Source organism: Aliagarivorans taiwanensis DSM 22990, from assembly GCF_000429505.1.
In the GTDB taxonomy this organism is placed as follows: Bacteria; Pseudomonadota; Gammaproteobacteria; order Enterobacterales; family Celerinatantimonadaceae; genus Aliagarivorans; species Aliagarivorans taiwanensis.
Genome location: NZ_KE386912.1, coordinates 51,334 through 65,255, shown reverse-complemented (window position 1 = coordinate 65,255; position 13,922 = coordinate 51,334). Strand labels below are relative to the sequence as shown.

12 protein-coding genes and 1 tRNA gene are annotated in these 13,922 nt (G+C 55.1%); 6 read left to right on the top strand and 7 right to left on the bottom strand.

What is annotated here, in order from left to right; genetic code table 11:
• The 6 genes from G462_RS0120945 (at position 1) to G462_RS0120915 (ending at position 7,736) form a co-directional block, all read left to right on the top strand.
• Positions 1 to 77 (top strand) — tRNA-Asp (locus G462_RS0120945).
• A gap of 372 nt (positions 78 to 449) precedes the next feature.
• On the top strand, positions 450 to 2,771 hold the full coding sequence (locus tag G462_RS24115; RefSeq protein WP_051326909.1) for a di-heme oxidoredictase family protein: 2,322 nt from the start codon (positions 450 to 452) through the stop codon (positions 2,769 to 2,771).
• A gap of 616 nt (positions 2,772 to 3,387) precedes the next feature.
• Entirely contained in the window at positions 3,388 to 4,743 is a 1,356-nt protein-coding gene (locus G462_RS0120930; protein WP_026960703.1) for an alanine/glycine:cation symporter family protein, read from the top strand.
• Between the two features lie 153 nt (positions 4,744 to 4,896).
• Complete coding sequence (locus tag G462_RS0120925; RefSeq protein WP_026960702.1) at positions 4,897 to 5,220, top strand: MATE family efflux transporter; 324 nt, start codon at positions 4,897 to 4,899, stop codon at positions 5,218 to 5,220.
• A 9-nt stretch (positions 5,221 to 5,229) separates the two neighbouring features.
• Entirely contained in the window at positions 5,230 to 6,240 is a 1,011-nt protein-coding gene (locus G462_RS0120920; protein ID WP_026960701.1) for an MATE family efflux transporter, read from the top strand.
• A 149-nt stretch (positions 6,241 to 6,389) separates the two neighbouring features.
• Positions 6,390 to 7,736 (top strand): MATE family efflux transporter, encoded by a 1,347-nt coding sequence (locus tag G462_RS0120915; protein ID WP_035478633.1) that lies wholly within the window; start codon positions 6,390 to 6,392, stop codon positions 7,734 to 7,736.
• A 63-nt stretch (positions 7,737 to 7,799) separates the two neighbouring features.
• Here the strand turns inward: G462_RS0120915 and lipA are convergent, their stop codons facing one another.
• From lipA to rodA, 7 genes are all read right to left on the bottom strand, one after another.
• Positions 7,800 to 8,774, bottom strand: a complete 975-nt coding sequence (lipA, locus tag G462_RS0120910) for a lipoyl synthase (protein ID WP_035478631.1) — start codon at positions 8,772 to 8,774, stop codon at positions 7,800 to 7,802.
• Positions 8,771 to 9,412: a lipoyl(octanoyl) transferase LipB gene (lipB, locus tag G462_RS0120905; RefSeq protein ID WP_026960698.1), complete on the bottom strand. Its 642-nt coding sequence runs from the start codon at positions 9,410 to 9,412 to the stop codon at positions 8,771 to 8,773. The genes lipA and lipB overlap by 4 nt, the downstream gene beginning before the upstream one ends.
• Position 9,413: 1 nt before the next feature.
• Positions 9,414 to 9,677 carry a DUF493 family protein YbeD gene (ybeD, locus tag G462_RS0120900; RefSeq protein ID WP_026960697.1) on the bottom strand — a complete coding sequence of 88 codons (264 nt, stop codon included), beginning with the start codon at positions 9,675 to 9,677 and terminating at the stop codon, positions 9,414 to 9,416.
• Positions 9,678 to 9,807: 130 nt separating this feature from the next.
• On the bottom strand, positions 9,808 to 10,983 hold the full coding sequence (locus G462_RS0120895) for a serine hydrolase (protein ID WP_026960696.1): 1,176 nt from the start codon (positions 10,981 to 10,983) through the stop codon (positions 9,808 to 9,810).
• Positions 10,984 to 11,056: 73 nt separating this feature from the next.
• Positions 11,057 to 11,854: a septal ring lytic transglycosylase RlpA family protein gene (locus G462_RS0120890; protein WP_051326907.1), complete on the bottom strand. Its 798-nt coding sequence runs from the start codon at positions 11,852 to 11,854 to the stop codon at positions 11,057 to 11,059.
• Entirely contained in the window at positions 11,844 to 12,806 is a 963-nt protein-coding gene (mltB, locus tag G462_RS23645; RefSeq protein WP_035478628.1) for a lytic murein transglycosylase B, read from the bottom strand. The genes G462_RS0120890 and mltB overlap by 11 nt, the downstream gene beginning before the upstream one ends.
• Positions 12,807 to 12,814: 8 nt before the next feature.
• Positions 12,815 to 13,921: a rod shape-determining protein RodA gene (gene rodA, locus G462_RS0120880; protein ID WP_026960694.1), complete on the bottom strand. Its 1,107-nt coding sequence runs from the start codon at positions 13,919 to 13,921 to the stop codon at positions 12,815 to 12,817.
• Between the last annotated feature and the right edge of the window lies 1 nt (position 13,922).

Here is a 13,922-nt window from a genome sequence, read left to right as displayed (position 1 = left end):
GGAGTGGTAGTTCAGTTGGTTAGAATACCGGCCTGTCACGCCGGGGGTCGCGGGTTCGAGTCCCGTCCACTCCGCCAGCGATACGCAATAAACAGCTTGTCACAGCACTGAGGCCAAATCGAAAGATTTGGTTTTTTTGTATCTGCTATTCCCTCTCTGTTACCACACGTTTAGCACTCAATAATCGCAAGCGCCTTTTCCTTCGTTATTTGACCTTTCTAGCAAAAACAGCGGTTGCTCACGTTTGCCTTGGCATATTTGCCCCTTGTTAACGGACACCTCAACAGATATTGGTATTGTTAACAAGATGTAGCGCGATGTGGGTGTTTGTGCTGCAGCATACTGAAACCTCTCTAGTTATCCGGGTTGCGACAGAGAGGTTTTTTACCGATTTTAAATGTAACCGCTTTCAGGGCTGTGTTTGAGCCCATGAATGTGGAGATTTATGGATGAAATCCCAACTAACTCTTGCGGTTAGCTCAGCGTTATTGCTGGGGAGTGTGAGCACCGCTGTTTTGGCCGATCAGGGGATCGTGCTAATTGGCGGCAGTGCTCAAGTTTATTTTGATGATGAAGGCTGGACAGGTGATTGGAGTTACCTGTGTGTGCAAGACTATTGTGCACAGGCGAGCCTACAGTCGGGCCAGTGGGTGCGGGACGTTACCGAGCGCAGTGTCGCGCTGGGCGAGCAGTACAGCATTCAGCTGAAGGTGCAAGATGATGCGCTGAGCCAGTATATCTCGCCAGCGCTACTGGTCATGGTCAGTGACAGCAGTGGCGGAGATGGCAGCGGGGGCAGTAGTGGCGGCGACGGCATTGGAGGAGATGGCAGTGGAGGAGATGGCAGCGGCGATACCAACCAAGCGCCACAAGTCGCCTTTATCAACTTGCCAAGCGGTGTGACGGAGGGCGACAGTGTTAGTTTGCATGTGGATGCCAGCGACGATGTTGCCGTTGCCACCGTCAGCCTTTATCACAGTGCACCGGGCGCGCCAGAGCAGCTGGTCGCCAGCTTGAGCGAAGCGCCATATAGCTGGCAGCTAAGCAATCTAGCTGCTGGTAGCCATAGCCTCCGTGCCCGGGCCAGCGACGATCAGGGCGTGAGTAGCGACGCTTACAGCAACCTGTTTGTCGCCGCTCAAGGGGGCGAGCAGCAAGGTGCGCTGAGCACCACCGTTGCTGAGCGCTACCGGGTCAGGCATGAGCTCTCCTTTAACGACTTCAACAACTTCAATGTCGAGTACTGGGTGGCGCGCTTTGGCTACTTCACCCTCGACGACTATACCGCGCCCGATGCGGAGAGTTATCGTCAAGCCGCTTGCGGTACCAATGAGCCCTGTGTGGTGGTCACGCTAAACTCGGCGGTACCGATCGCCATGACCGATGTGTTTGGCAACGAGAAAGACTGCAACCAACAGACCCCGAACTGGCGTTATCACAAGATCTATGGGGATGAGACTAACTTCTACTCCGGCTATGTGATGGACCTGGTGCTGAGCGATGGCTCGGTGGTACCTGCCTGTCAGGCCACCCGCGAGCAGCGTGCCAGCGCCACCACTTGGCGAGCGGTGATGCAGCGTTGGCAGCATATTCAACGCCCCTTCGAGTATGGTGAGCAGATTGAGTTCGAAACCACCATTAGCTTCGACCGCGCCCAACTCACCGGCGACAACGTTAACTACTACGGGCAAACCTTCCGCTATGTCTTGGGCCAAGGCTTTGTGGTGAACAACCGCGATGCCATGATCGGGGCGGTAGGGGTTAACGACAGCTACGCCCAACTTGGTGGCGCTACCACCGTGCCCCAGCTAGCGCAAAGTGGCGGCGAGCAGCAGCGTTTAGCCTTTATGCAGCATGCCTACAACCTCAGTCCAGAGCATATTCAGAGCTGGCTGCAAGGGCGCCGCTTGGTGCACACCGATTTTAATACCGGTAACCATGTGGAGGAGCTGCTACCTGGCCCGCAGGCGATTGGTGGTAATCTTCCTTATCCCGAGATGGCGGGCTTGGCGGTTGATCCTATCCAGCCAAGCTGCACCCAGTGTCACAACATGAATGGCAGTGGGCTGGTACAGCAAAGGCAAGATGTGACACCACCGAAGATTATCGGCATGGGATTACTTGAGGCCATCCCTGCCGCCACCATTGAAGCCTGGGCAGCGGAGAACGGCGGCACGGTTAACTATGTCACGGTAGATGGCCAGCAGCATATCGGCCGCTTTGGTTGGCGCGCCCAGACCATGAGTGTGCGCCATCAGGTTGCCAAGGCATTGCACGATGATATGGGGATCGGCACCAGCTTTGAGGGCTTTGGCCCGGCGGTATTGCCGGATGCGCAGCTCGATGAGCTGGAGGTCTACAACAAGTTGATTGCGGTGCCCACGCCGCGCGCGAATCTGACCCAGATGCCCGGGCATCAGCTGTTTGCCCAGCTCGGTTGCGATGGCTGTCATAAAACCAGCGTGCAGACCGGGGTTGATCCTGACTTCCCTGAGCTCAGCAACCAGCTGATCCACCCCTATACCGACCTGCTGTTGCATGATTTGGGCGAGGGCTACTTTCGCACTGCGCCGCTATGGGGCCTGGGATTGACCGGGTACGTGCGTACCGGAAGTGCCAGCGACCTAGCCTTGATGCATGACGGTGAGGCGGTAACCTTGGATGCGGTGATGCAGCGCCATGGCGGCGAGGCGCAGCAGGAGTCGGAGAACTACTTTGGCGCATCAGCGGCCCAGCGCCAGCAGTTGCTTGACTACTTGATGGCGCTATAACGTTCAAAGCTGAATGAAGGCCCCAAGTGGGCGGCTGTTAACGCAGCCCGCTCGCTTGGGATTTTGATGGAGATCAGAGAGTGGAGCGGGTTCACTAAACTGTCATTGCACTGTCACAATGGCGGGGCTTTTCAGTAGCACAATAGTTTGTAGGTAGGCTGCTAAGGAGTGAGGTATGTGGTTGGCAGTTGGTCTATATATCGTGGTTAGTGTGGCATTGTTGATGGGCTTGCGCGTTTTAGAGTTGCGCCAGCACCGATAGACGTTGTCTTAATTAGGTCACGCTTTTCTCTTCTATAAACCAGGTCTTCCCTGACTTGGTCATGCTGGGTTTTGTGCATTAATAAATGTAATCAAAACATAAGCTTAGTCACACTATTTTTCATCCCTTGCTGATACCATTGGTGCGCTACTGCAAGATGCAGATCGAATGGGCAGATCTATCGTTTTACGACCAGTGCTGGTGGCGGTTTTTTCCGCAACTTACTGCGCTATAACGGGTTTTAGACTTGCCCCCTGTGGACACAGGCCCCTCAGAATTTGCTATTGGCAGGCAGCTCAAATCTAGCGAAAGCAAGCTGCGATAATAAAAGGACTAAGCAAACACATGGAAACGATGCAACAAATACTGGCCACTCTCAGCGATTGGGTTGGAGCGGTCAATGGTTTCGTATGGGGTGTCCCCATGCTGGTTGGCATACTTGGCGTCGGTCTGTTCCTGACCATTGGCCTACGCTTTATGTCTGTTCTCAATATTCCCACCGCCTTCCGCTTACTGTGGTCTGGCCGTAACCCTGACGGCGAGCGCGCGGGTGAGATTTCCCCCTTCAACGCCCTGATGACCTCGCTGTCGGCGACCATCGGTACCGGTAACATTGCCGGTGTAGCAACGGCTATCTTCCTTGGTGGCCCGGGTGCGCTGTTCTGGATGTGGTGTACGGCGCTGGTGGGTATGGCTACCAAGTATGCCGAGGCGGTTTGTGCGGTTAAATTCCGCGAAACTGACGACCAAGGCAACCACATTGGTGGACCAATGTACTACATCAAAAATGGCTTGGGTAAAAACTGGATGTGGCTAGGTACTGCATTTGCTGTGTTTGGCACCATTGCTGGCTTTGGCATCGGTAACACTGTTCAGACCAATTCAGTTGCCGACGCAATTAATGCTACTTTTGGTGTACCACCTCTAGTATCTGGTCTAGTGATTATGGTATTGGTAGGTCTGGTGTTAATTGGTGGCGTTAAGCGCATCGCTGAAGTGGCCGGTAAGCTGGTTCCATTTATGGCGATCTCTTATGTGGCGGCGGGATTGATTGTTCTGGCTTTGAACATCACCGAAATCCCATCAGCCATCGCCCTGATTGTACACTCTGCGTTCAACCCTGAAGCCGCGCTGGGCGGAGCTGCTGGTGTCACAATGTGGCTGGCGATCCGCTTTGGTGTTGCCCGTGGTGTGTTCTCAAACGAAGCCGGTCTGGGTAGCGCGCCGATTGCACACGCAGCGGCCAAAACCAACAACCCGGTTGAGCAGGGCTTGGTTGCCATGTTGGGTACCTTCATCGATACCATCATCGTTTGTAGCATCACCGGTTTGGCGATTGTGGTTTCAGGTGCTTGGGATTCGGGTGTTAACGGTGCCCCGCTGACCGCAATGGCCTTTGGTAGTGTGCTACCTGGCTTGGGTGAGCCGATTGTGGCCATCGCGCTGGCAGTATTTGGCTTTACCACCATTCTGGGCTGGAGCTACTACTGTGAGAAGTGTGTTCAGTACCTGTTTGGCGTGAAGTCGATTAAGGTGTTCCGGGTGATCTTCATCTTGGTCGTACCGGTGGGTACCGTCGCATCGCTCGACTTTATCTGGCTATTGGCAGATACCATGAACGCAATGATGGCAATTCCTAACCTGATTGCTCTGGCGCTGTTGAGCCCGGTGGTATTTAAGCTGACCCGCGAATTTTTCAGTTCTAAGTAACCTCTCTCACGCCCTATCGACGCACTAACAGGTGCGTCGACTTACCCAAGCGCGCATCCGCCGCGCTTGGGTAACATCGCTAGCATGATCAGACAGTATTCAGTTTTATCGCCTCACTGCTGCCAGTGCAGGCAAGCTAATTGTGAGTGTTGTATGTCGAATCATAATTTCAATCTGTATAAGTTGGCCTGGCCGGTGTTTATCTCTCAGATATCCGCAGGCTTGGTGGGCTTTGTCGACGTGGCCTTTTTCAGCCAGGTCAACGAAGACGCAGCGGGTGCGGTGGGGATTGTTTTCCCCTATCTGTTGATTGCTTTTATGCTGTTGCCGATTTTGGCCACGGTGGGCATCACCGTGGCGGCGCAGCTTACCGGGGCGCGCCAGACCCAGCTGGTGTCGGCGGCGTACTTTGGCAATATCTTACTGTGTACCATCATTGGCGCGGTGCTGGGGGTCTTTACCTGGTTCAATGCCTAGCAGATAGGCTTGTGGTTTCAGCTAAGCGATGAGCTCAACCACTATATCTCTGAGTACCTGTTGTGGATGAGCGGCTCGTACTTGCTGCTGGCGGTAAGCTCAGCCTATGCGGCGATTATCGCGGTGAAGGGCAAGACCGTCTGGAATATGTATGTTGCCATGGCCGGTAACCTGCTTAACATCTTGCTTGATGCGGTATTGGTGTTCGGCTGGTTCGGCATCGAGCCGATGGGCATTAAAGGGATTGCGATTGCCTCGCTCAGTGCCTACCTGCTGGGCTTGCTGCTTAATGTCTACTTGGTGCACGCGGTGGAGCGGATCCGCTTCACCCGCGACGATCTGGCCAAGCAAAAGCGGGTGTTCTTGCTGTGGGTGAAGGTGGGTCCTGCCACCATGGTCGAGCCCATGAGCTATGTGATTCAACAGATGGTGGTGATGGCGATGGTCGCCTATCTGGGCGTGACCGCCATGGCGGCCAATACCTTTGTTTGGCGGTTGTTGTTTGTGGAGCTGGCCGTGGGGGGCGCCTTAGCTACTGCTGCACAGATTATGCTGGGTCACTACGCTGGCTCGCGCGACTACCCCTTGGCCTATGAGACCCTCTCTCGCAGCCTCAAACTCGGCTGCAGCTTTGCGCTGGGCAACGTGGTGCTATTGATCATATTTCGCGACCAGTTATTGGGCCTGTTCACCTCCCAGCCGGAGGTTATCAACCTTGGCTTCCAGCTGCTGCTAATGTGCCTGATTATGGAGCCGTTTCGTCAGATCAACATTATCGTTGGCCGAGCCCTAAAGGCGGTCGGTGACGCGGCCTTCTCGGCTGCGGTGGGAATTGGCGCGATGATATTTGTGGTGCCGGTGGCTTATATGATTGGCATCCGCTGGGAGTATGGCTTGCTCGGTGTGTGGGCGGCATTCCTTGGCGATGAGATCTTGCGTGGATCGGTGAACCTGTGGCGTTGGCGCAGCGGCCGCTGGCACGAGATGGCGATTATCGAGCAGGCACCAGCGACCAGCTAAGTGATTGGGAATGGTAACGCGCTGTCGAACGCAGTTTTTGCAGGTTTCGCTCGATAGCGTGAAGTCGCCGCTGAGGATCGCAAGATTTGCAAAATATTTCTTATTCAGCGCGTTAGAGTGTTAGCTGAAGTATTCATTTGAGAGTTGTCATGTCCCCTCATCAGTTCAATCTTTACCGGCTAGCATGGCCAGTGTTTGTCTCCCAAGTGGCTGGGGGCTTGGTAGGCTTTGTCGATATCGCATTTATCAGTCAGATCAACGAGGAAGCTGCCGGTGCGGTCGGGATCGTTACCCCATACCTGCTGATTGCGTTTGTGATTTTGCCGATCCTCTCCACGGTGGGGATTACTGTGGCGGCCCAGTACACCGGGGCAGGTCAGAAGCAGTTCATCAGCCCCAGCTACTTGCTGAACCTGCTGATTTGCAGCCTGTTCGGCTTGCTGTTTTTTGCGCTGACGGTGTTGTTCCATCAACAGATCGGCCTGTGGTTTAACCTAAGCCATGAGGTCAATCGCTATGTCAGTGACTATCTGTTGGTGTTTGCCCCGGCCTTTGTGTTGCTCGGCGTGAGTTTTGCATATGGGGCCATTTTGGCAGTACGGGGTAAGACTCGCTGGAACATGTATATCGCGGTGACCTCTAATGTGCTGAATATCTTCTTGGATGCGGTCTTTGTGTTTGGCTGGTTTGGCATTGAGCCGATGGGCATCAAAGGGGTCGCGCTGGCATCGATCATCGCCTTCTCGGTTGGCTTGCTACTCAACTTTTATGTGTTGCACAAGCTCGAAGGCATTCGCTTCAGCCGCGATGATTTCGCCAAGCAACGCAGCTTGCTGCGGCCGTTCGTCTCCATCGGTGTACCCACCATGCTAGAGCCGTTTAGCTATGTGTTTCAGCAGATGGTAGTGATGAGCTTGGTGGCCTTACTCGGCGCAACCGCCATGGCGGCCAACACCTTTGTGTTGCGTTTGCACTTTATCGAGATTGCCCTAGGGGCATCGCTGGCGACGGCTGCTCAGATCATGCTGGGGCACTTTGCTGGCGCGCGCGAGCATGAGCAGGCCGAGCAGACGCTGTACCGGGCACTTAAGGTGTCGTGTTGTTTCGCCCTGTTCAACATGCTGCTGGTGCTACTGTTTTATCGCCAGGTGCTGGGGCTGTTTACCAGCGACCCTGAGGTGGTGGCGGTGTCCTACCAACTGATTTTGATCTGCCTGCTGATGGAGCCCTTCCGTCAACTGAATATCGTGCTGGGGCGGGCACTCAAAGCCGTCGGCGATGCCAAGTTTCCGGCGATCATTGGCATGAGCTTTATGTGGGCAATGATGCCGGTGGCCTATCTGGTGGGCATCGAATGGCAGTACGGTGTATTGGGGCTGTGGTGGTGCTTTGCTATGGATGAGGTGATCCGCGGCTCAATCAACCTGTGGCGCTGGCGTACCGGTCGTTGGCGGGATATGGCCATCGTGGAGCAAGCCCAAGCCAGTGCCGCTTAGTGTGTCCGGCCGTTAAAACTGAAAAAAGCGCCACAAGGGCGCTTTTTTAATGAGTGGCGGTGCTTACTTTACTTCCACACCTTTGGCTTGCAGGTCGGCATGGTAGCTCGAGCGTACCAGCGGCCCACAGGCGGCATGGCTAAAGCCTAGGGCTTCGGCCTGCTCTTTGAGCTGGTCGAACTCTTCTGGCGGCACGTAGCGATCAACGGCCAAGTGGTGGCGGCTTGGCTGCAGATACTGACCAAGGGTTAGCATGGTTACCCGGTGCTCGCGCAAGTCGTGCAGCACTTCAACGATGTCTTCGTTGGTTTCGCCCAAGCCCATCATCAGGCCCGACTTGGTCGGCACATCTGGGTGCATCTCTTTAAAGCGCTCTAGCAGCTTGAGTGACCACTTGTAGTCGGCACCCGGGCGCACTTGCTTGTAGAAGTGTGGGGCGGTCTCTAGGTTGTGGTTGAACACGTCTGGCGGGCAGTCGATAAAGGCTTCCAGCGCACGCTCCATCCGGCCCTTAAAGTCTGGCACCAGGATCTCAATCTGGATACCCGGGCTGGCCGCGCGGATCTCGCGGATACACTCGGCAAAATGAGAGGCACCGCCGTCGCGCAAATCATCGCGATCCACCGAGGTGATCACCACATAACGCAGCTTCATATCGGCAATGGTGGCAGCCAGTTTCTTCGGCTCGTCGGGGTCCAGTGGCAGCGGTTTGCCATGGCCGACATCGCAGAAGGGGCAGCGGCGGGTGCAGATATCACCCATGATCATAAAGGTCGCAGTACCGTGGTTGAAACACTCTGCCAGGTTCGGGCAGGAGGCCTCTTCACACACCGAGTGCAGCTTGTGCTTGCGCATTGCTGCCTTAATCTCGTTAATCCGGGTGTTGTCTGAAGGCAGTTTGATCTTCATCCAGTCCGGCTTACGCAGCATGGTCTCTTTTTCCGAGGGGATGACCTTGACGGGAATAAACGCCATTTTGTCGGCATCGCGGAGTTTCACTCCGGGCTCAAGGCGAGGTTTTTTCTTGGTTTCGGTCATTGAAATCCTCTCTGTTCAGTTACGTCACTGTAGTTGAGCTGCTTGGCAAACTGCGCGGCAACTCGCTGGGCGGCTTCTTCTACCGAAGTGGGGCCACCGAGCACACTGGTTTGTGTCATGACCAACCCGGCGTAGCCGCAGGGATTGATCAGCAAAAACGGGTTTAAATCCATGGCGACGTTCAGCGCCAGTCCATGGAAGGAGCGACCCTTGCGGATCTTCAGACCTAGGGATGCGATCTTCTGCCCATCAACGTAAACGCCGGGGGCGTCTTTCTTGGCAGCGGCCTCGATGCCGTAGTCGCCAAGCACCGCAATCAAGCAGTTCTCAATATGGCTGACCAGCTCGCGCACGCCAATGTTGGCGCGCTTCAGGTCTATCAGGGTGTAGACCACCAGTTGGCCGGGGCCGTGGTAGGTGACCTGACCGCCCCGTTCGGTCTGTACCACCGGAATATCGCTGCTTTGTAGCAGGTGTTCCGGTTTGCCCGCTTGGCCTTGGGTGAACACCGGTGGGTGTTCTACTACCCAAAGCTCGTCGGGGCTGTGATCGTCGCGCTGCTCTGTGTAATCCTTCATTGCTGCCTGAGTGGGCAGATACTCCTGTAAGCCGAGATGGCGGACGATCAGTGGTGCCATCTTAGAGTACGTGCCTCACGTCTTCGATGGCGCCAACCTCGCGGTAGAGGCTTTCTACCTGCTCTGCGTTGGTAACACGCACTGACAGGGTCAGTGATACGTAGTTACCTTTGCTGCTAGGTTTGCTTTTCGGTGAGTAATCACCAGGAGCCAGTCGCTGAATCACTTCCAGAACCTGTTGCTCAAGGGTGTCGTTGTTGACGCCCATGATCTTTAGCGTGAAGTCACAAGGGAACTCCATCAGCTCATCAAACTTATGTTGCATAGTCGATCCTAGTAAGACGCAGTGATTGCGTCGGGATGTAACAAAAAACGCGTTATTTTAACGCGTTTTTCGCAATTATTCTAAAACTAAGCGTTGCTATCTCACCGTTTGCTAATAGCAATATCTGCTATTAACCAAACAAGTTGGCGAAGAACATCTTGATGTAGTCCATCAGGCGAGAGAATATGCCGCCTTGCTCCACTTCGTTCAAGGTGATCAGCGGGTACTCTGCGATATCTTCATCGCCTAGCTGGATAAATACCTTACCCACGGTGCTGCCTTGGGCCAGCGGTGCTTTTAGCTCTTCGGTCAGCTCAAATGAAGCTTTTAGGTTCTCGGCCTGACCACGCGGAATGGTCACCGCAACATCTTCACCCAAGCCCAGCGTGACCTGTTCTTGATCGCCCATCCAGATGCGTTGTTGCGCCAGGCTGTCGCCAGCGCTGTAGGGCTTAACGGTTTCAAAGAAGCGGAAGCCCCAGTTAAACAGCTTCTTGCTCTCTGCTGCGCGAGCGTTTGGCGAGGCGGCACCCAATACGATGGAGATCAGGCGCATCTCATCTTGGGTGGCAGAGGATACCAAGTTATAGCCGGCGTTGCTGGTGTGGCCGGTCTTCATGCCATCCACGTTCAGGCTTTGGTCCCACAGCAGTGAGTTACGGTTGTGCTGGGTGATGCCGTTGAAGGTAAACGACTTCTCGCTGTATACCGCGTACTGCTCTGGCAGGTTGCCGATCATGGCCTTGGCTAGGATCGCCAAGTCTTCTGCCGTGGTGTATTGGTCGTCGTCATCCAAGCCGTGGCTGTTGGCAAAACGGGTGTTCGCCATGCCTAGGTGCTCGGCCCATGAGTTCATCAATGAGGTAAAGGCATCTTCGCTACCGGCGATATGCTCGGCCATGGCCACACAGGCATCGTTGCCTGATTGCACCATGATGCCGCGGTTCAGATCAGACACTTTGACCTGCTTGCCCACCTCGATAAACATCTTGGAAGAATCTGGGAAGTTACGCGACCAAGCGTTCTTGGAGATGGTCACGGTATCGTCCAGACCCAGGTTCCCTGATTTGACTTCATGGCCGATGATGTAGCTGGTCATGATCTTGGTCAGGCTGGCAGGGGCCAGGCGGTCTTGTTCGTTTTGCGCTGCCAATACACGACCCGAGTCGAAGTCGATAAGATAATAGGCTTTGGCGGAGATCAGCGGTGCATTGGGGATTACTTGAGGTGTCGGTGCTGCAACGCTGGAAACACTAATGATTAGTGCAGAAGCGCCGATAACCCGTTTAAGAAAACTTTTGTTCATTGTTCGCTCTTTGGCTGTTAAACGTGAACTTAAACTCCCGATCCAAAAACCTCACGGTTTCGTCGAAAGCAAACTAATTCAGATCCTGCTGGACGATGAAGGCCTGCCCGTATTCTCCCTGATGCATCAGAGCAAGGTCTTGTTCCGCCTGTCGACGGCTGTTATAGGGGCCCAGGCGCAGCTTCTGCCAGCCATTTTGTTCGATTATTTCGCTGGTTAACCCCAGCTGTTCTAGTTGCAATTGGTGAGCCAGCAGGCTGTCCTGCTGGCGGCTTGCCATTAACTGCACATAGTATTGATGTTGTTCGATAAAGGCTAGTGCGGCAGGGGAGTTATTCTGATCTGCGCGCAGCAATTTGACCTCAACCTTGCCAACACCGCTTTTCAACATGTCGAGCTTGTGGGCCGCGGCATAACTCAGGTCGATAATTCTATCGCCATGAAAGGGGCCGCGGTCATTAACCCGTACCACCACCGATTTGTCGTTGGCCAGATTGGTCACTTGCACATAGCTTGGCAGTGGCAGGTTCTTGTGGGCCGCGGAAAGTGAGTACATATCGTAGATCTCACCGTTGGAGGTGAGATGGCCATGGAACTTCTTGCCATACCATGAGGCCTCGCCTTGTTGCTGGTACTCCTCGATATCCCGCCATACCTGATAGCTTTTGCCGCGCACCTTGTAGTCGCGATTGCCTTGCGCGCTCATTGGCTCGTCGCGCGGAGTCAGTGACTCGATATGTTGCAGATCGGGGATCTGGGTGGGCGCGGTGTCATTGCGCATCGAATAGCGCGAGGAGGAGCCTGAGCAGGCGGCGAGCAGGGCGGCAGTGGTGAGCACCGCTGCCCCTTGTAATAGGGTCTTAACTGTCATTACGTGCTTGTTTTAATTGTTGACTGAACTGGTGTACCGCCATGGCGTAGAGCGGGCTGCGATTATAGCGGGTAATCACGTAGAAGTTATCCCTTACTAACCAGTATTCGGTGTGATCGGCTTGCTCGAGGCCAAGCAGTTTCACCTTGGCATCATCTGGCAGCTCGCCCGCCTCCGCAACGCCAGCCTCTGCCAACTGTTTCGCTTGATGGGGCAGCTCCAAGCCCTTGCTTAGCCACGGCTCTGCTTGCTCATCGCTAAGTGACACGAGATGTACTACCGGCTCACCGTAGCGCCAGCGGTGCTGGCGGAAGTAGTTGGCGACACTGCCAATGGCGTCGACTTTGTCATTGAGCATATCCACCTTGCCAGTGTCGCTGAAATCGACGCCGTAGTGCAGGTAACTGGAAGGGATAAACTGGCCCAGCCCCATGGCGCCGGCGTAAGAGCCCTTCATGTAATCCAGCTCCCAGCCTTGCTGTTCAACCAGATTCAGGTAGTGAGCAAACTCCTTGCTGAAGAACTCGCTACGCTTGGGGTAGAAAAAGCCTAAGGTGTAGAGCGCATCCAGCACCTTGTAACGACCGGTGTGGCGGCCATAGTAGGTTTCGACACCGATGATCGCTACGATGATCTCAGCCGGTACCTGAAACTCCTGCTCGGCCTTCTCCAGCGTTTGCTGGTGCTCCTCCCAGAATGCCAGACCAGCCGCCAGCCGCTCTTCGGTCAGAAACAGGTTGCGGTACTGATGCCAGGGACGCGACTCCCACGGGCGGGTGATGGCATCGATAATGCTCTGCTGGTAGGTGGCTTGTTCGGTGGCCTGCTGCAGGGTAGCCATGTCGATAGCAAACTCCTCACTGAGCTGCTCGAGGCGTTGCAGCCCTTGCTCATCGAGGGGCTTGGCGTGAGCGACGCCGACAAAAAACACCAAAGCAAGCAAATACCGCATAATCTTCCTTATTGGGCGTAGAGCCGTTTGTGAGTATGAACTGACATGAGAATGCCAAATCCTGCCATCAGTGTCACGATAGATGTGCCGCCATAGGAGATTAATGGCAGCGGAACCCCCACCACCGGTAGCAGGCCACTCACCATACCCACGTTAACAAACACGTACACGAAGAAGGTCAGGGTGATACAACCGGCCAGCAGGCGACCAAAGGCGGTTTGCGCTTGCGCCGCGATAAACATGCCGCGTCCGGTGACATACAGGTACAGACAGAACATCGCCGCAACCCCGATAAAGCCGAACTCTTCAGCCAACACCGCAAAGATAAAGTCGGTGTGCCGCTCGGGCAGGAAGTCGAGCTGCGACTGGGTGCCGTGCAGCCAGCCCTTGCCGCCGAAGCCGCCGGAGCCGATGGCAATCTTCGACTGGATAATATGGTAGCCAGCTCCAAGCGGATCGCTTTCGGGATTAAGCAGGGTCAGCACTCGCTGGCGCTGGTAATCGCGCATCAGGAAGAACCACAGAATGGGCACAAAGCCTGAGACTAACGCGGCCGCCAGCCCCACAAGCTTCCAGCTCATGCCCGCGAGAAACAGGGCGAAAATCCCAGAGCAGGCAACCAGCAGACAGGTGCCTAAGTCGGGCTGTTTGGCGATCAGTAGCGCCGGGGCCATGGCGATAATCACGCCAATGGCCACGTACTTAAAGCGCGGTGGCAGTGGCTGGGCACTGATATAACGGGCGACCATCAACGGGACGGCCAGCTTCATGATCTCGGAGGGCTGGAAGGTCACAAAGCCTAGATTCAGCCAACGCTGCGCGCCTTTGCCGACTTCCCCCATCACCAATACCGCAACCAGCAAGGCCAGGCCTACGCCATAGGCCAGTGGTGCCCAGCGTTGGTATACATCAGGCGGAATCTGCGCCAGTACCAGCATGGCAAAGAAGGCCACGCCAAAGCGGATCAGCTGTCGTTGCACCATGGCCATGCTCTCGCCACTGGCGCTGTAGAGCACCACCAAGCTCAGGCCCATCAGTGCCAGCAGCCCAAGCAGCAGCGGCCAATCGATGTGGAAGCGCCACCATAAAGACTGTTGTTGTTGTTTGTAATTCATG